The sequence below is a fragment of the Alicyclobacillus dauci genome, from assembly GCF_026651605.1.
In the GTDB taxonomy this organism is placed as follows: Bacteria; Bacillota; Bacilli; order Alicyclobacillales; family Alicyclobacillaceae; genus Alicyclobacillus; species Alicyclobacillus dauci.
In genome coordinates this window covers 2956606-2974831 of the sequence record NZ_CP104064.1, presented here as the reverse complement: position 1 = coordinate 2974831, position 18226 = coordinate 2956606, and the positions used below count along the sequence as shown (strand labels likewise).

Here is an 18226-nt window from a genome sequence, read left to right as displayed (position 1 = left end):
GAGAAGAAACAAAGAGCTCCGACTATGTAATACGTAGATTTGAAACTAGGTTCCTACAAAAATAGTGGGCCTCGTAATTACACGAGACCCGAATTTGAGAGAACAGGGCTATCTATTCTGCTGTACCAACGTAAGTTGTTGACGACCTTAACTCAAATCCAATTCGGCTCGAGCAACTGGGGCTCCTACGCCAGTAAACCGCGGAGATGTCTCAATCATTGGCAATGCACAAATTGCCATCAGGACGGCCCCGCCTGCGGCGATCCACATTGCCGCCCCAAGTCCGGAATGGTTTGCAACGAATCCAGCAATTGACGGTGCGGCAGTACCCCCAAACAATTCTCCAACCATAGTAGGTAACCCGATCGCGGTTGCCGCCACAGTCGGTGATACGCTTTCCGTTGGAACAAGGATTAACACGAGTGCTGCACATCCATTGCCACACCAAGTAAGGAGAATGACGAGGGCAACGAGGTAGGGGCTGTGGCCAAGAAACATACAACCGATCGGAACAAATGCGCTCATAAGTCCAAACAGCAACAGGGCCGCTTTACGTCCCATGCGGTCGGAAACCCAAGGAACACCAAAACCCCACAGGAAGGATCCAATGCCTCCTGCACCGAGAACAAATCCGGACGTTGTGGCACGTTCATGAACGACTTGTGTTAAATACAAAGGGGCAAAAGAACTAAGCACCCATAACCAGGTCATAAAACCAATCGCCGACAAGCACGACAACCACACATTACGGTGCCTTAAGACTTCTGAAATGCGCACCTTTTTCTCCTCAACATTCTGCTGAGAAACTGCAGCGGCAGCCTTCGCACGACCAGGTTCTCGCATGTATCTGATGAGAATGATTCCGAGGATGATACCCGGAATTCCCGCCACAAAAAACGCTATCCGCCAGCCGAAGTGAGATGCAACTTGGGTTGCGAGGACAGGTGCAGCGGCAAGCCCTACCAGTCCACTTGCACTTTGGGCAAACCCAGTATTTCGTCCCCGATGCTTCTCTGGCGATTCAAAGCTGATGGTTGCCATGATAGTAGACCAAGTTGGCCCCTCCACGCTCCCCATTAACGCGCGAACAGCAAATAATTGGCCGAAAGTTCGTACGAAACCGGAAACCCACGATAAAATTGAGAACAGAAACACAGCAGGCAACAAGACCGGCCTTCTTCCCACACGGTCGGAAACATTCCCCAGAACAAAGGAAGACACTGCCCACGTCACTGCGAGTGCAGATGCCAATAGACCAATTTGCGCGGGATTTAACTTCAATGCCGGTGCGATGAATGGTCCTAGGTACAGAACCGTCATCCGGTCTAGGAATACAAATCCCCAGGTAAGAAACAGCAATACGATAAGCCCAGTCAGATAGCGCCGATTACTTTTTTCATTTCCCATACCCTAACTCCTCCATCTACGAACATGTGCTTGGTCTCTCTCTTATGAACAGCCGGGCGGAATGCGACGGTACTCGTATTCAATAGCACATTGATTCGAGTTAGACTTGATTCATCTGTTTCGTATATTTCTGGGCTTATGGCGTAATTAACTGCTCATTCCGCCGTCGACTACCAGGGTAGTGCCAGTGGTAAAACTGCTCAGATCAGAGGCCAGATAGAGAACTGAGTTGGCAATCTCGCGTGGGCTTGCGTGCCGCGCCAATGGAATCAAATTATTAAAAAAATGCGTGGCATTTGTGCCTATGATCTTGGTTAGATTGTCTTCAATGGTAGCCTGAAACTCATTACTCACTGGCCCGGGGTGAATCGTGTTGACCCGTATATTCCTCGCGGCAACCTCCTTCGCAATGGTGCGCATTAGTCCGATTTGTGCATGTTTAGCGGTAATATAGGCTGCTATGCCAGCGTCTCCACGAAAGGCTGCGACACTCGACGTGATGATTATGCTACCGCCATTGTTCATCACCGGAATTCCATACTTGCAAGTTAAGAAGGCACCTTTGACATGAACAGCATAGATTGCATCAAACTCCTGTTCGGGAAGATCGTGGACTGGGGCCACAGCACCGGAATTTCCAGCATTGCTGAAAATCACGTCTACCTTTCCAAAGCGCGATACGACATCGGAAAAGCAGTCGCGGATTTCCTCTCCGCAACTCACATTCGCCTTCCGGTACATTACGCGGGTCATATCCAGGTCTTTCACAATGTTCTCAGGTAACTTTTCGTACAGGTCGATAAGCATCACCTTGGCACCTTGCTCCAAAAATAATCGGCAGGTCTCCAAGCCAATACTCCCTGCTCCCCCGGTGATCACGCAGACTTTGTCACGTAAGAGAGTCATGGAGACTGTCACATCCATCTGCATTAATTACCATGGTCACACGTCCATTCAATTGAGTTCGATTTCGTTTACGAGAAAATATCGGGTTTCATTCATCAAAGATGCCGTACCATTCATGAAGATACGTAAACACGACCTGTCAGTGGTGCAACTTGATTCACTAAAGACCAGCTATTTAATGTCAAGTACTAAGTTGAGTTCTAAGAACAACGAAGGGAAGTGATTATTAGGCGCATCTATATAAACCTGTCAGAGACAGACGTGATTTGAATATTCAGATGAATACGTTACTCTACGCAATTGGCTCGTATGGCTTGTTGTCCCGTAGAACGGCATGAATGATGTACGTCATTTGGCTCTTCGCTGGTTGAGATGGGTTGAACAAGTCAATCATGGAGGTATAAAAACCCATTGGCAAACCAGAGTTAGGGTCAATGCCTCCTTGTTGTCGGCTTGACATGACTTGTAGGATGCCAAGTTGGGCATCCGTCAAGAGCTTTCGCGGCATATCCTCCCGTTGGTCGGTATTCCACGCTCTCTTGACGTAACAGGAGGTTATCCAAATGTCCGATCCCGTTCTTGACTTGTTCAATCACTCTATTGGCGTTCAATCTCCCTGGCATGTTACTTCGGTTGAATTCAGCAAAGAGAATAAACGTCTTGACATCACGGTCGACTACAAAGATGGAACCAAGTTCCCATGCCCAAATTGCGGCAGTCAGAACACGGACATCTACGACCGCGACACTCGCTCATGGAGGCACCTCAATCACTTTGAGCACGACACATACATTCACGCCAAAGTGCCTCGAATCTGGTGCCATGATTGCTCGAAGGACAAGGGGGTGTACGGACCATCGAAGTGCCCTGGGCACGCAAACGCGGGCATTTCTCATACGGCTTCGAGGCATTCATCCTTCAACTGGTTCGCGAGATGCCCGTTCTGGCAGTTGCACGTCTAGTCGGGGAACATGATACCCGTATCTGGCGTATCGTTCGCCACTATGTGAATCAGGCTCGCGAATCACAAGACTTCTCAGATGTTCACCACATTGCGGTTGACGAAACCTCTACAGCTCGCGGTCATCACTACGTGACCGTTGTTGCAGATACAGAGCAAAGACGGGTAATCTTCGTCACGCATGGCAAAGACATGAGTACCCTTACGCGATTCGTCGATGATTTCACGCGACATGGCGGCGACCCAGATGAAATCGAAACTGTCTGCTCCGACATGTCTCCAGCATTTATTGCTGGTGTTCACAAATACTTTCCTGACGCTTCACTCACATTTGACAAGTTCCATGTTACGAAAGTAATCGGTGAAGCGGTGGACAAAGTACGCCGTGAAGAACAACGCACACAGCCCATGCTCAAACAATCCAGGTACATTTGGCTGAAGAATGAGCACAATTTGACAAGCAAGCAAAAAGAGCGATTACAGGAGCTTCGGCACTTAAATCTCAAGACGGCAAAGGCATACCAGATGATGCTGACATTCAAAGAGCTTTGGATACAGCCAAAGTCCCTTGCCAAGCCGTTTCTGGACAAGTGGTACTTCTGGGCCACGCATTCGCGGCTCAAACCAATGATTGACGCCGCTAAAACCATTCGCCGCCACCAAACTGGCATACTGTCTTGGTTTGATAGCAGAGTGAATAATGCCCTGATTGAAAGTATGAACAGTCTCATCCAAGCCATGAAACGAAGAGCGAAGGGTTATCGCAACGTCGAGAACTATATCTCTATGATTTACCTGTTGCTAGGCAAGTTGTCCTTCGCTTTACCCACCTAAAACAGCGAGGAGGCCGTCATTTTACGCGCCACGGCGCCGGTTGCAGCCAGATGGTGTTTCCCTTGAGCCCGCTTCTGTTCGTAAAAGTCCCTTAGAATTGGGTTGTGTATTTTCGCGACACTTGCGGCAAGCCAAATTGCCCGTCGCAAGTAGGGTGAGCCACGTTTGGACATTCGATTACGCGTTCCGGTAAATTCGCCTGAATGACGTACCGTGGGGTCAATCCCAGCGAACGCAACGAGCTTTACGCCGCTTGGAAATCTGGATATATCTCCAATTTCACCGAGGATGGCAGCAGCCAAGACAGGACCTATGCCTGGAATCGTCACAAGGTTGGTGTTCATGGCTTCGAGACGTTTTTCGATCTGGGCGTTAAGCGAATCCAATTGCTCCTCTGTAAAGCGAATCTGTTGGAGAAGTAGGCGCAATTGCAGTCGATACGCATCGAGCGCTGTGTCAATGCCAAACGACGAGGCAGCGGCAGACTTGAGTTCCTCCGCTTTGTCCATTCCCAGACGGTTCCGACTGTGTTTGGCGATGAAGGCCGCCAGTTCTTCTGTATCTACGGCAAGGATTTCTTCCGGCGTTGTGTATTCCATCAACAATTCGGAGGACGTCTTACCAAATAGGTCAGAGAAGAGCCGCTCATATTCGGGAAACAGCATATCTAGGACGCTAATTACCTGCCGCTTTAGGTCTGAGATAGAATCTACCAGGCTGAATCGGAATCGGCTCAATTGCCGCAAGGCAACAATTTCGTCACTGCCGAGTTCTGTAGTGGTGTAGCGACCAAAGCGCAGCACCTCAGCGATGATAAACGCATCTTTCGTGTCATTCTTGGTCTGTCGAATGTACATGTTGCGAAACGCATCCGACTGAATGGGATTTATTACGCGCACCCGTATGCCATGTTTACGGAGAAACGAGTGTAAGGCCAACCAGTAGTGGCCAGTGGCCTCCAGTGCTACCTCTGTGGATGACAAATCGTGATCGACATTCTGCATCCATTGGATTAGTTTCTGGCCTCCAGCCTGAGTGTTTGGGAAACGCAAAGTCTTGCCTTGACTCTGCCCAGTTGAATCGATAATACAGGCTTCGTGATGGCGTTTAGCAATGTCAATTCCAACAAAATACACTGCACGTACCTCCAAAGGGGTCGGTTCCGCACAACCTTGCGATCTACAACCTAGTTTGAGATTCGGAGATAGGGTATAAACCCTTCAACATCCAGCTCATTCGTATACGCTCGCAAGGCGGGGACTACACTCTTTAGTTCGAGAACCAACGGTCTCAAGGAACGCGTCGTAGTACCCCGACCGCTACGAGAATTTTATCTCAAAACTCTTTGGAGTACGTGACATCAATATACTAGGAACAGCTCTTCATTGACTGTGATGCCATGTTCTTTGCAGTAACTTGTATAGTGATTTATGAACCAAAATACATCTATGATTTCTGTGATCTGGTCATTTTCATCCAGAAACTCCAAGGGTCCATTCAACCAGAAGACAGTTTTCATTCCTTTTTGTGAAACCAAAGTGTGAGCTCGGCCTGGACTTTCTCTAATAAAATCGCCAACATTCGCCACCCAATCATACTCCATATATCGCCAACTACCCTCCACAACGTACCCTGATACTGGCCCTCGATGACGATGTTTTCCAAGTACCCCACCTGAAGCTACCCAGAGAACATTCGCTGCAGAATTGTTTCGGACATCGAACGTCAAGTGGCGAATCCAAACGTTCTCACCCCAGGGCACCCAAGGTGAAGTCGACTCTGCGTTACTGATGTATCCTTCTTCGCGTGCATATTGGTCACGCACGAGATCTAACTGCTTTTCAATGGATACGTAGGAATGCCCAACCATCTGTTTTGCCATCGACAAATCATCTCCAATTAATTTAATATTCACAATTCAATGTGTAATAAGAGTTATATTTGGATACATATTCGTTGGAAGAAAACTGTTGGTCTATCCTTCTATCTCGGTTAGAGTGAATAGACTTCGATTTCGATAACTTTCTTGTGAAGAGACCATGGATCATCTAGCTCATCGGCTGCCAAGTATGAAGTTCATCAAATTTGTTGCTTCGACTATTTCGTCGTTCGAGAACCCCACCCCGGCTGAGAATGATCCCTAGAAGTTTAACTGTTAACTCCAAATTGATTTTTTACAGTTTCTAGTGTCCAGTATTTTTCTGGCTTGGTAGCCTCTAATTTGGCAAGACACTCTCGATGAATTTGAGCGACTCGCTCTGGTGTAATAATATCCTCAGGGTCACACTCTGTAACTTCTACGGTTGTTTTGTCTTCATATAGATGTTCACCTATAAGCCGGGCATTCTCGTCATATGGCCATAAAAACACTTGACGGCTTGTGTAATGATAAATTTTATTTGGATCATCTACTTCAAACCCTAAATCTAACAGACCCTGGCCCTTAATTAATTGATGAAATGTCAGTTCATCCGAAATTCCCCAATCGGCCACAGCAAGCAAGTCGTCTGAATGCCACAGCAGCGATTTTGCAGCGATATTATAAAACCCCACAACACCTTCTTTTCCTTGAATAACAACAGGGTCAGTTCCCCACGTCACACGATAAGTCGGATTGTCCACCATCATGTCAGAGGCGATAATTTGGTCGAACAATCCCGCACCCTCTAGATGAACATGGCGACGAAAGTTTTCTAGGATCGCTATGTGTAGCGGATTGGTTGTTTTGTCTAGCAATTCTGCAACAGGGTTTAGGCAGTTGTAAATCTGTTCTTCATATTTACTCATCTTCTGTCCCCCCAAAGATTAATGACAAACGCCGATTGTATAACTCTCTCTAAGCTTCAACTTGTCATCCTCGCAGCAGCTTAAAATAGTGTTCAATGAACCAAATCGACGTCACCTCCTTAATTTTTAAACTTGTGTAAGAAATAGGAGAAACAACATCACCTGACGAAATGGTTGTGTAGCACCGATAGGCGACAACAATCGGTGCTAAACACGGTCTGAATATCCTAAGGTTTTGATATGATAGCGCTTACATATACACATGATATATTACTGTTGAACATACGCATATATCCAAATCGGCTAATTAATACTCCTAAGTTAGTCAGTTTTTATAAATGGTCGCTTTGTCAATTTACTAAATATTGAAAGAAGAGGGATGGGTATCACAAGTTAACAATCATCATGCGAATTTAAGCGTCTGACATAATGGTGTTTAAGGAGTGTGTAATTCATGATGAACAATGCTAAAATCAAGGATCTTCTTAATATTGACCCAGTGACAAAGAAGATTCATCTACACGACAAACGGATTGTCCTAATGGAAACGGATGCATTAGGAGAATTGCGCAAGGATCTCATCTCGGCCTTGGGAATGGACCGTGCAAAGGGATTTTTACTCCGTTACGGCTGGAACTGCGGATCGAACTACGCAAAGATATTTAAAACGGTTATGCCCTCTAACTCCGATAGAGACTGGATGCATGCCGGGCCTGAAATCCATGAGATTACTGGTGAGGTAACAGTTGAAATAAAAGAGTTGCGTTTCAATCCTGTTACCAAAGAGTATTATTCTGAGGGGTACTGGAACCACTCCTATGAAGCAGAGCAGCATTTAAATTACTATGGTTACCACCATGAATCTGTTTGCTTTACCCTTCGTGGTTACGCTGGTGGATACGTAAGTCAACATTTAGGTAGAAAAATCATTTTCAAGGAAATTGAGTGCATTGGCAAAGGCGATTCGCATTGCCGTTGGGTGGCTAAGCCAATTGAAGACTGGGGCGAAGACATCAAGGATGAATTGCCATTTTATCAAGAAGAAAACTTGGCGCAAGAATTAGATAAGGCCTACATTCGAATTGAACATCAAAATGAGATGTTTCAAAAGATGCTCCGTATTGACGACCAATTATCAAGTGCACTACTACGGCGTAAGGGCCTCGTGTCGATCATTAACGTCGTCGGAAAACACCTCAATAACACCGTTGTTATCGAAGACCGAGACTTTGGTCTGTTCGAATCGTATGGTCACTATACAGAACACGATTTCTCGAAGTTTCTAAAAGAACATACCCATGAAGACGAAGAGATGAGAAACAGGCTCATCCAACAAAGGAGAACTGTACAGTTTTCCGTTCCTCCGCAATTTGGTTGGCAACACAAACGTCTCATATCTCCGGTTATTGTTGACAATGAAGTCTGGGGTCATATTTCGCTCATCAAGAAAGACGGCAATTTCAACGAAATGGAAGTCATGTGTTTAGAGAGAGCCTCAACAATTTGTGCCATTCAACTTCTAAATGAAAGAATCTCGATAGAGACTGAACAACGAATCAAAGGGGAGTTTCTCGATGCAATACTAAATGGCGATCGTAGTATAGAAAATCTGTCTCGCCAAATGAAAGTACTTGGATATAATTTGAACCGTCCTCACTACGTTTTCGTTTTCAGTTTTATATTCCCTGACAAAGACTTGTATAAGGGTGTAGAAAGGTATTTGGATGAATTCCCGAGACAGCTTTCCTCCATTATTATTACACAGTTTAAAAGTATCGGTGAAAACCTGCTAATCTCGAGTAAACTTGATCAAGTTGTCGTGCTCATACCTAAAGATATTCCCGGTATCGTCAATCTTGAACCACGTGAAACCGGCCAATTATTGGTAAGTAAATTGTCGGAGAAATATAGTGATTTCGACATCACAGTCGGAATTAGTTCTCTTTGTTACTGTATTGACGATTATAAACGAGGATATGAGGAGGCAAAAAAAGCAATAAAATTATCAAGATTCTACAATTCCACATCAAAGGTCGTGCCCTTCGCGGATTTGGGGTTCATTTCCTATTTGTCAAGTGGAGAGAATTTTGATGACGTGAAACAATTCTGTATGAATCTCCTAGGTAAACTAGTCACTTACGATATTCAAAATAATTCGGAATTAACAAGGACTTTGTACTATTACCTTGAGAGCCAGGGTAACATTTTGAAGACATCCCGTACCATGAACATGTCTGCCGGTTCTATAAAATATCGCCTGAAACGCATTGAAGATATTAGTGGTCTTAATTTGAGCGAATCCAGTGATTTCTTTGATGCTCACTTGGCGCTAAAAATACTACAGTATTCCGCAGTAGTTGAGTTCTAAAACCCCTGGCACATTAATTTCTTACCGAGCTGTGAAACCACCACAGGGGTGGCATATGAATATGCAGAATCAATGTATAAACATCTCATATGCTTCTGTAAATGGGAACTGCCAAATATAGGTCCAATAAGGTTTTCCGAACCCGCTACAAGCTGGGCATCGTATCATGAGAAATGGGAGACGGAGCGAAAAGTGGTTTGGCCCGTCTCCCTTATTTTCAGTTAATAAGATATCCAACGTCACTTATCAGAAAACTTGAAAGTCAGATGATAAATCGCTCCAGCGTCGACTTCACAAACAAGTCTTCCACTTGGAGCGGCTTCTTAATCAGCCCTTGCTCGAACGAATATGTAACTGCGGCTTCTAGTGTCTTTCGATTTCGCTCGACGCCATACGGCCAAAAGTCCTCACCCATCACTTCTTTCGTGCGTTCCACCTCGGCGACGAGCCACGGGAGAGTCACTTTCAATGCGGCGGTTTGGTTAAACCCGTCGTAGACGACTTGCTTCGCTTGTTCAAACGCCTCGTACAAGTTCATGGCGACCCAGGGAGCTCTCTCTAAGACGTCATTTCGGATGGCAACTACGTGCATGATGGGGAAAATGCCAGTCTTGCGGAAATATGACTGTTCTTCATCCACATAGTTCGGGAACAGACGCGCAACATTCGGTGAACCGTTTAAGAACGACGACGGCGCACGCGGAGCGATGATTGCATCGATCTCGCCACATTCCAACAGGTCGTTCAGTGTTTGGTCCGGTCCAATAGCGTGGATATCTATTTCCGGCGGTAGGGATAGGGCCACTTTCTCTTGTCTGCCAGGCGTTTCTTCGCCACCGGTCAACCAGTGTATGGAGGCGGGTTCGACCCCGTACTCGTGCTCCAAAATACCGCGGATCCACAGGCAGGCGGTCAATTGATACTCCGGTAATCCCACGCGTTTGCCACGAAGGTCCGACGGCTTCACGATGCCGGAATTTGTGTTGATATAGATTCCGGAGTGGCGGAATGATCTCGACATAAAGACCGGAATCGCGGTAACGTTTGGATATCCACGGTCAAGTCCGACCAAGTAGGACGACAGCGAAAGTTCGGCAATATCAAATTCCTCGTGACGCATCATTCTCCAGAATGTTTCCTCAACGGGCATGTTTAGGTAATTTAAATCAATCCCCTTTGGCTGAATCGATCCATCAAATAGAGCAGCAATTCGGTCATAGTTCCAACACGCGAAGCTCAGCTGTAATTTGGACATAAAAACGAACCTCCTGGTGATTCAGTGAGTCAGTTCAATCATGCGTCCATCCGTACGAAGTAGGAGAAAGACACGAAGGCGCTCACACTTTACTCCGTCTATCTGATAACGCTTACTTTTTCGTAACTTCATATTAATCAACATTTATTTAAATGGATATTTTGTTGTTCTTGTATTCGGAACAGAATTCTCAGATTTATACCGAGCATTGATAGGTAACGGCAACAGGTTAGTATTTCACCACGTTCGTTGCTTGTGGGCCGCGCGGTCCATCGACTACATGAAAATCGACCCTCTGGCCTTGATCGAGAAATGGAAATCCGTTGCAAATAGCTGTTGCGTAGACATGTACGTCTTGGCCATTCTCCCCTTGGATCAGGCCAAATCCTTTCTCGGAGTTGAACCACTTCACAGTCCCCTTGTTCATCCATTCAGTCCCTCCATCGACGAAAACTCCCGCGCTGTCCACGAGTATAAGACAGGTTGTCCGCAAAAGCTGTCGAACGGCGCCAATCTGCAGAAAGAAAAGGGGGGAGGCAGCCGGCCTCCCCCTTTTCTTGACGCGGTTTATTTTAATGTGACGCTCTCACTTTGCCCCAAGAGGGCTGCACCAGATGTGGTTTGGAAAATCACGCGCACTTGGCCCGTTTGACCTTTCATTGCATCCGTGTACACAAAGCTCAACGTTTGGCCGTCACCACTGACGCCGAAGCCAGGAACTAGGCCCGTTTTGCCGTTGTCCACAGCTTGCGGGTACGTATTGACGATGGCACTTCCATGGGACGGCAGCCACTCGAGCTCCACAAGTCGATAACCCTTTGGGGGATTCTTGATGGAGAACGTAAACAACTGGCCTACCGTTCCGGGCGCGTTGTCAAGGATAACGGAGGGACTGGGAGCCGTTGCAGCCATACTGTTGACCGTACCCTGCGGCCAGAATACGGAGACGTGATCGACTGTCGCGCCAGCTTTTCCGGAACTTGTTTTTGGAAACACGAACAGCAGTTGGTAGTCTGGTCCTGCAGGGTAGAGGTAAATGACAGAGTCGGGTGACGTGCGAACTTCACCGGGCTTCCCAAGCACCTGTGTGATATCGCCTAGCCTAATGGATTTTACAGTAGAGTGGAATGTTCGGATATCAAACATCTGCCCGCCCTTGTTCATCCCGAACGCGGCGTTGTGATCGCCGTATGTCACATAAATTCCAGCCCCTGCCATACTTTGACCGCTCGCTTTCCCCCATAGTTGCTGGACCACGTCGATATTTGACTGAAGTTGAAAGGGAATGCCGATCACTTTGCCCTGCTTTGCCAGCGCCATTGACTCCGACACAAGACTTCGGGCAGCTGGCTGCTGTGACTTTGCAGGTGTTCCGTTGGGTACCGCGGAGTTTGATGCGCCGCTTGACTGACCGCCACTGGGTTCTTTGGTTGTTGTGTTTTGATCCGACGATGTCGGTTCCGAAGTGGGGGAGTTTGCCGTCCCGTTTGACATATTGCTGACAGAGCCCGCGACAGGGGTTGCGGGTGGGTTCTTGGCGCACCCTGTAAGAATCGTACACGCAACCATGAGTGAACTGGTGACCCACAAGATAGTCGGTTTCATTTTCATCGGTGCTCCTCCTGATGCATTTTATTTCTAATCGCGATGTTTACCGATTCACGCCCTGACCTATGACCCTCAGTATTACAAGTGCCTTTCTGTGTTCACATAAGGAGACGGTACTGACACATGGCATGTTACACCTGCGACGATATTTGGGTTCCGAAAATCAACTGACTGATTCCAGTCCGCCTGTCTAAGATCATCCTATGAATGTATTTCGTCAGAGTGGACAACCTAGCGTCTTTGACAACGGTCAGGGGAGTTTATCCAGGGTGAAACGCAGGAGGCTGAGTCGGACGTGAAAGCTGTAACTTTCCAAGGTTTACGAAAGATTGAAGTCAAGGACGTCCCTGATCCTATCATTCAAAATCCAGATGACATCATTGTGAAAATCACCTCCACGGCGATTGGCGGATCCGATTTGCATGCGGTTCACGGAATGACTCCATACGTAAAGCGGGACGACATACTGGGTTGTGAGGCGATGGGGATCGTTGAAGCCGTCGGGAAATCTGTTACGCGAGTTCAACGAGGGGATCGTGTGGTCATTCCGTGCCATGTGGCATGTGGAGAATGTCGCACCTGCAGACGGCTACAGCGTCCATGTGTCTCCACGAGCGATGCTGGACTGTCGGATGAGTTGGATGAGCACGATGCGCCCCGCGCAATGATTGGGCATGGAGTAGCAGGGCAAGCTGAATACGTACGCGTACCCTACGGCAATTTTGCGCCGTATGTCCTTCCGCAAAGTTGCGAACTCCCAGACGAACATCTGTTATTCCTATCAGACATTTTGCCCACGGCCTTCTGGGGCGTTGAGGAGGCAGGGGTCAAACGGGGAGACACAGTGGTTGTGTTAGGATGCGGCCCATTAGGCCTGCTTGTTCACAAACTTGTTTGGTTGAAACGTCCCAAGCGAGTCTTGGCGGTTGATTACATCGAGTATCGACTCGCGCACGCTCACATCCACAACAATGTAGAAACAATCAACTTCACAAACGGAGAGAATACGGGAGAGCTCTTGCGGGAACTCACTCTGGGTGGGGCGGACGTGGTCATCGATTGTGTGGGGATGGATGGCAAAAAGACACTTATGGAGCGGACAGAGACGAACCTGAAGATACAAAGTGGAACGCTTAGTGCGATTCACACGGCCGCTCGGGCGACGCGTCGTGGCGGTACAATCCAACTTCTTGGCACATATGGAACCCGCTACAACGCGTTTCCATTGGGGGACATGTATACTCGGAACATCACTCTCAAGATGGGACTGGCTCCTGTCGTCCACTATATGCCCCGGTTGTTTTCCTTGCTTGAGTCACAAGCGATCGATCCGACCGACGTGATCACGCACCGCGTACCACTTTCCGACGCCAAGCACGCCTATGAAGTGTTCGACGCGAAGATGGACAACTGCATTAAGGTGATTTTGAAACCATAAAGTAGATATTGACGTAGCTGGCTACAAGGCGTTAAAATAGCGTTCGTGACATTTAAGGGCCCATAGCTCAGCTGGCTAGAGCGCACGACTGATAATCGTGAGGTCGGAGGTTCGAGTCCTCCTGGGCCCACCATCTTGCAAACTCCCTGTTGCAATGGCGTTGATAAGGTGGTATACTACTTGTCGTTGCTTTAAGTTTTGTGCCCTTAGCTCAGCTGGATAGAGCGTTTGACTACGAATCAAAAGGTCGGGAGTTCGAATCTCTCAGGGCACGCCATATCCCGAAGTGGCGGAATTGGCAGACGCACACGACTCAAAATCGTGCGGGAAACCGTGCCGGTTCGACTCCGGCCTTCGGGACCATATGGGGGTATAGCTCAGCTGGGAGAGCACCTGCCTTGCAAGCAGGGGGTCATCGGTTCGAATCCGTTTACCTCCACCATACGTTCCTCGATAGCTCAGCGGTAGAGCATCCGGCTGTTAACCGGAGGGTCGTAGGTTCGAATCCTACTCGGGGAGCCATTTTTATTTCTATGGCCCCATGGTCAAGCGGTTAAGACACCGCCCTTTCACGGCGGTAACGCGGGTTCGAGTCCCGCTGGGGTCACCAGGGCGGTTAGCTCAGGGGGAGAGCACTCGCTTCACACGCGAGGGGTCGGCAGTTCGATCCTGCCACTGCCCACCATCAACTAAATTCATACGTCGCGGGGTGGAGCAGTTGGCAGCTCGTCGGGCTCATAACCCGAAGGTCGCAGGTTCAAGTCCTGCCCCCGCAACCATGTGGAGCTGTGGTGTAGAGGCCTAACATGCCTGCCTGTCACGCAGGAGACCGCGGGTTCGAATCCCGTCAGCTCCGCCACTAACTGTTACCGCCAAGCGGTGCGGTAACAGAATATCTGTTTGGCCATTGTCGTGGACCGAGGCCGTGTGATTCGGTCTTCACATGCTTGTGCCTTTCAATCATAAGACCCTACCAATCTTGGGCCCATAGCTCAGCTGGCTAGAGCGCACGACTGATAATCGTGAGGTCGGAGGTTCGAGTCCTCCTGGGCCCATCAATTTTGGTGGGTCTTTTTTTGATGTTTGTCAAGCCATTGGAACGAATGTCCGGGGCTTAACGAGCCGTGAGCTCGTATAACTAAAGATGTACGCCGACAGCCGTCATCTGACAGTTGACGCCGATTGCATCCTCATGTACCGTTGAAGTCAGTTCAGTTGAGTTAGTTGAGTTGAGTGAGTGCGTGGCGTGTTCATGCGCTCGAGAGGAGCGAAGTTTAGTGTTGTTAGTCATTGATAATTTCGATTCATTTACTTACAATTTGGTACAATATTGTGCCGAGTTGGGTAGTCAAGTCGTCGTTCGCCGGAATGACACACCTCTATCACAGCTTCGACAGTTAAACCCTTCGTCCGTTCTCGTGTCTCCAGGCCCGTGTTCTCCAACCGAAGCGGGTGTTTCCATCGAAGCCATTCAGTATTTTGCGGGGCGAGTCCCTGTGCTCGGTGTTTGCCTTGGGCACCAATCCCTCGCGGTGGCCTTTGGAGGGCGCGTAATACGCGCTAAAGAACCCCTTCACGGAAAGACATCCCTTGTCGATCACAACGGAGACGCCCTCTTCTCACATGTCCCTAACCCATTTCGCGCAACGCGTTACCACTCGCTTGAGGTCGATGGAGCGACACTTCCAGATGAGTTTGTTGTCACCGCACGCGCAGGAAGTTCCATTATGGCAATGCGTCATCAACCGACAGGTGCGCTCGGTGTGCAGTTTCATCCAGAGTCCATTTTGACGGATTCTGGGATGCAAATGATGACAAACTTTTTACGCGCTGCAGCTTAATCGACTCGCCATCAAGAGGTACGCCAGACGGTGACGTTTGTTCGCGAGAACATTGGGAGGAACAGCAAACATGAGAACGATAACGTATCAGCAACCCACGCAGGGGATCGATCCCTTTTACTTATTTTTACACGTGCAATCTATCGTCGGTGACGGGAATGCCTTCCTGTTGGAGGCAGGTCGCTCAGACGACAGTGATCTATATCAGATGAGCATTATCGGTGTGTGTCCCACGGTCGAGATCCAAATCAAGGACGGCCTTGTTTCGGTTTTCGCACGGGGGGAGGCAGCGAAGCTGTTTCGGGAAATGCCGGATCGAATTTTGGATACGGCAGGTCTTGAAGAAAAAGTTTGGCCGAGCAGCGTGTCATCTGCTCCAATGTTGTTTCGTCCAAGTGACCCTATGGCCTTTCTTGAAACAACTCGCATCATGCTGCGCGACGCGTTTTCGCCCGGCTTGACGCAACCGTTTAGCGCTGGGTTTCTTGGTTATATGGGTTACGACGCAGTCCATTATCTTGAGAAATTACCGAAGACGACGAGCGACGATCGCAATGTTCCAGATGTTCGATTGCAGTGGCATCGCGGTGTCATTCACATCGTCAACGATGCGGTCACGCTCTATATCCAGGATACCGGGTCCTCCAGTGAAGGTCAGTCGGACGTGTTCAGCGAGCTCATACACACGCTGGAGAACGCCAGCGAACACGGCCTCGCCCAACCGAGTGTACTTCAATCATATAATGAAGACGCTTCTCGCCGTCCGAGTGTACATTATGATGTTACGGAAGACATCTACTGTGACAATGTAAAGAGGGCAAAGGAGTATATTCGCCAAGGGGACATTTTCCAAGTAGTCCTCTCCACAAGAATTCGCATCGACAACGCCCTGCATCCTTACGTTGCGTACGATAGGCTTCGACAACTGAACCCGTCACCGTATATGTTTGTTGCCGAGTACGAGGGCATGCGCATTTACGGAGCGAGTCCTGAGGTTCAGTTTAGGTCCACTCACGGACACGCGGAGATGAAGCCAATTGCAGGGACATCTCGGGGACGTGGTTTATCCCGCGAAGAGGACGAGGCACTTGTCAAAGCGCTCAAATCTGATGAAAAGGAATCTGCTGAACATGTGATGCTGGTGGACTTATGCCGCAACGATCTCGGCCGCGTCGCCAAAACAAGCACGGTTCGCGTTCCGGACTTCATGGTCGTGGAACGGTATTCTCATCTTTACCATCTGGTCTCGCGGGTCGTTGCACAGTTGCAGGATGATGTTAGTGTCTTTCACGCCTTGCTTGCGACATTTCCAAACGGCACCCTGTCTGGAGCGCCAAAGATTCGTGCGATGGAGATCATCGATGAACTGGAGACTGTTCGACGTGGACCATATGGAGGATTTATCGGCATGATTGATGCGGACGCCAATGCGAACACGGCAATTGTCATTCGCACGGTCGTGGAGATTGGGGGAACCCAGTATGTTCAAGTTGGCGCCGGGATCGTCCTTGACAGTGTGCCCGAGAGGGAGTGGCAGGAGTGTCATCACAAGGCCGGTGCCATTCTTGATGTCCTGACCGGTGAGCGCGTGACGAATTAAATGGAAAGTGGTCATACTGTAAATTGTTCATAAATGGTATCCTAAAGATAAGTTCAGGTCTTCTGAAAGGGAGGATACCGACTCATGGGGCTGTTTAAGCGTGCATCAGACATCATTGAAAGCAAAGTAAACCGATTACTGGATAGGGTGGAAGACCCGAGCGCTGCACTTGATTTGTCATATGACAAGATGCTGGATGGATTGCAACTGGTCAAACGCCACCTGGCCGACGTTGTGACGGAGCAAAAGGTGGTTGAAAAGCAGATTCAACAGGCTGAAGCGGGTGTAGCTGAGCGGGAGTCGGAAGCTCGGACGGCCTTAAAAATGAATCGTGAAGATCTAGCACAGGCGGCATTAGAGCGGAAACATGCCGCTCTCGAGCAATTACAGCAACTGCGTGAGGCACACGAGAAAATCAGCCTACAGGTTGAGCGTTTAAAGGAATCTGAGCAGAAGTTTCAGGAACGTATTGCAAGTTTTAAGACCCAGAAAGAAGTTACGAAAGCGTCCTATCAGGCTGCGCAAGCGCAGGTGCGAATCGGTGAGTCGATTGCCGGTATTAGTCGTGAACTCGGCGGCGTTGGGGATACCTTACAACGTGCAAACGATAAAGCAGAGCAGATGATGGGTCGTGCTTCAGCAATGGAAACGCTCCTGGACGAGGGTATTTTGGAAGATCCTTTAGACGGCCGGGATTCCGTACAACGCGAACTGGACGCATTGAAGAAAGAAGCTGCTGTAAAGGATGATTTGGAGCGGCTTCGCAAGGAATTGAAAGAAGCGTAAGACGGAGTCCTCACGTTCGCTCGACGGATGTTATAAGAGGTATAAGGAAAGTAGATCCATTTTGGCCTGCGGCGACGAGAGGGAAACCGCGGTCATACACAGAGTGGGTTTTCCAATAGGCCCTGGAAATCCCTTGTGCGCTATGTTTTCCTGAGGCAAGCCCCAGGGAACCGCGGTACCCTTGTCTTGAGCCCCTAGCGCTTCTGGAAGCCCGGAAGTTGGCAAGGCAAGGGAACCGCGTTCCTTTAGTCATTCGGACTTTGCCCAAATGCTCAATAATGGCTTCTCTGGTTCCACTGTTTAATACTCTGATCCCCGACATGATGGGACGGCGGGCAACCTTGGTCCACGTCCATGCAACCTCACACCAATCGTTGGACCACTGCCCACCACTGGTGGTGCGACAAGGTCCTGGTGTTCTCTTATGAGCCAATA

General features: G+C 48.6%; 14 protein-coding genes, 10 tRNA genes and 1 pseudogene. 16 read left to right on the top strand and 9 right to left on the bottom strand.

Annotated features, from left to right (window positions below; all coding sequences use genetic code 11):
* Nucleotides 1-147: 147 nt before the first annotated feature.
* The 3 genes from NZD86_RS15105 to NZD86_RS15095 all read right to left on the bottom strand — a co-directional run bounded on the left by NZD86_RS15105 (nt 148) and on the right by NZD86_RS15095 (nt 2821).
* Nucleotides 148-1407, bottom strand: coding sequence for an MFS transporter (locus tag NZD86_RS15105; RefSeq protein ID WP_268042882.1), 1260 nt, complete (start codon nt 1405-1407; stop codon nt 148-150).
* Nucleotides 1408-1554: 147 nt separating this feature from the next.
* The gene (locus NZD86_RS15100; protein WP_268042881.1) at nt 1555-2331 is read right to left on the bottom strand and encodes an SDR family NAD(P)-dependent oxidoreductase; all 777 of its coding nucleotides are present in this window, start codon (nt 2329-2331) and stop codon (nt 1555-1557) included.
* Nucleotides 2332-2605: 274 nt separating this feature from the next.
* Nucleotides 2606-2821 (bottom strand): hypothetical protein, encoded by a 216-nt coding sequence (locus tag NZD86_RS15095; protein WP_268042880.1) that lies wholly within the window; start codon nt 2819-2821, stop codon nt 2606-2608.
* A 55-nt stretch (nt 2822-2876) separates the two neighbouring features.
* Here NZD86_RS15095 and NZD86_RS15090 point away from each other — a divergent pair.
* Nucleotides 2877-4108 (top strand): annotated as a pseudogene (locus tag NZD86_RS15090) (ISL3 family transposase).
* On the opposite strand, the gene NZD86_RS15085 reads toward NZD86_RS15090, so the two are convergent.
* From NZD86_RS15085 to NZD86_RS15075, 3 genes are all read right to left on the bottom strand, one after another.
* Complete coding sequence (locus tag NZD86_RS15085) at nt 4105-5244, bottom strand: IS110 family RNA-guided transposase (protein WP_268042879.1); 1140 nt, start codon at nt 5242-5244, stop codon at nt 4105-4107. The pseudogene NZD86_RS15090 and the gene NZD86_RS15085 sit on opposite strands and share 4 nt — an antisense overlap.
* Nucleotides 5245-5468: 224 nt before the next feature.
* On the bottom strand, nt 5469-5990 hold the full coding sequence (locus tag NZD86_RS15080; protein ID WP_268042878.1) for a 2,4'-dihydroxyacetophenone dioxygenase family protein: 522 nt from the start codon (nt 5988-5990) through the stop codon (nt 5469-5471).
* 266 nt (nt 5991-6256) lie between these two features.
* The gene (locus NZD86_RS15075; protein WP_268042877.1) at nt 6257-6895 is read right to left on the bottom strand and encodes a hypothetical protein; all 639 of its coding nucleotides are present in this window, start codon (nt 6893-6895) and stop codon (nt 6257-6259) included.
* Nucleotides 6896-7349: 454 nt separating this feature from the next.
* On the opposite strand from NZD86_RS15075, the gene NZD86_RS15070 reads away from it, so the two are divergent.
* Nucleotides 7350-9263: a XylR N-terminal domain-containing protein gene (locus tag NZD86_RS15070; protein ID WP_268042876.1), complete on the top strand. Its 1914-nt coding sequence runs from the start codon at nt 7350-7352 to the stop codon at nt 9261-9263.
* A 262-nt stretch (nt 9264-9525) separates the two neighbouring features.
* On the opposite strand, the gene NZD86_RS15065 is transcribed toward NZD86_RS15070, so the two are convergent.
* From NZD86_RS15065 to NZD86_RS15055, 3 genes are all read right to left on the bottom strand, one after another.
* Nucleotides 9526-10518, bottom strand: coding sequence for a substrate-binding domain-containing protein (locus tag NZD86_RS15065; RefSeq protein WP_268042875.1), 993 nt, complete (start codon nt 10516-10518; stop codon nt 9526-9528).
* A gap of 229 nt (nt 10519-10747) precedes the next feature.
* A complete protein-coding gene (locus NZD86_RS15060; RefSeq protein WP_268042874.1) occupies nt 10748-10945 on the bottom strand; it encodes a cold-shock protein in 198 nt (65 codons plus the stop codon).
* A gap of 140 nt (nt 10946-11085) precedes the next feature.
* Entirely contained in the window at nt 11086-12129 is a 1044-nt protein-coding gene (locus NZD86_RS15055; protein WP_268042873.1) for a YjgB family protein, read from the bottom strand.
* A 292-nt stretch (nt 12130-12421) separates the two neighbouring features.
* Between NZD86_RS15055 and NZD86_RS15050 the strand changes: the two genes are divergently transcribed.
* The 14 genes from NZD86_RS15050 (at nt 12422) to NZD86_RS14985 (ending at nt 17791) form a co-directional block, all read left to right on the top strand.
* Nucleotides 12422-13564: an alcohol dehydrogenase catalytic domain-containing protein gene (locus NZD86_RS15050; RefSeq protein WP_268042872.1), complete on the top strand. Its 1143-nt coding sequence runs from the start codon at nt 12422-12424 to the stop codon at nt 13562-13564.
* Nucleotides 13565-13620: 56 nt separating this feature from the next.
* Nucleotides 13621-13697 (top strand) — tRNA-Ile (locus tag NZD86_RS15045).
* Nucleotides 13698-13764: 67 nt separating this feature from the next.
* Nucleotides 13765-13841: transfer RNA gene (locus tag NZD86_RS15040), tRNA-Arg, on the top strand.
* Nucleotides 13842-13844: 3 nt separating this feature from the next.
* Nucleotides 13845-13927 (top strand) — tRNA-Leu (locus NZD86_RS15035).
* A 3-nt stretch (nt 13928-13930) separates the two neighbouring features.
* Nucleotides 13931-14006 (top strand) — tRNA-Ala (locus tag NZD86_RS15030).
* A gap of 5 nt (nt 14007-14011) precedes the next feature.
* Nucleotides 14012-14086, top strand: a tRNA-Asn gene (locus NZD86_RS15025).
* Between the two features lie 13 nt (nt 14087-14099).
* Nucleotides 14100-14174 (top strand) — tRNA-Glu (locus NZD86_RS15020).
* A tRNA-Val gene (locus NZD86_RS15015) sits at nt 14175-14249 on the top strand.
* A gap of 18 nt (nt 14250-14267) precedes the next feature.
* Nucleotides 14268-14343: transfer RNA gene (locus tag NZD86_RS15010), tRNA-Met, on the top strand.
* A 3-nt stretch (nt 14344-14346) separates the two neighbouring features.
* A tRNA-Asp gene (locus tag NZD86_RS15005) sits at nt 14347-14423 on the top strand.
* Nucleotides 14424-14545: 122 nt separating this feature from the next.
* Nucleotides 14546-14619: transfer RNA gene (locus NZD86_RS15000), tRNA-Ile, on the top strand.
* Between the two features lie 222 nt (nt 14620-14841).
* The gene (locus NZD86_RS14995) at nt 14842-15405 is read left to right on the top strand and encodes an anthranilate synthase component II (protein WP_268042871.1); all 564 of its coding nucleotides are present in this window, start codon (nt 14842-14844) and stop codon (nt 15403-15405) included.
* A gap of 70 nt (nt 15406-15475) precedes the next feature.
* Nucleotides 15476-17005, top strand: a complete 1530-nt coding sequence (locus tag NZD86_RS14990; protein WP_268042870.1) for an anthranilate synthase component I family protein — start codon at nt 15476-15478, stop codon at nt 17003-17005.
* Between the two features lie 84 nt (nt 17006-17089).
* Nucleotides 17090-17791, top strand: coding sequence for a PspA/IM30 family protein (locus NZD86_RS14985; RefSeq protein ID WP_268042869.1), 702 nt, complete (start codon nt 17090-17092; stop codon nt 17789-17791).
* Nucleotides 17792-18226: the final 435 nt, after the last annotated feature.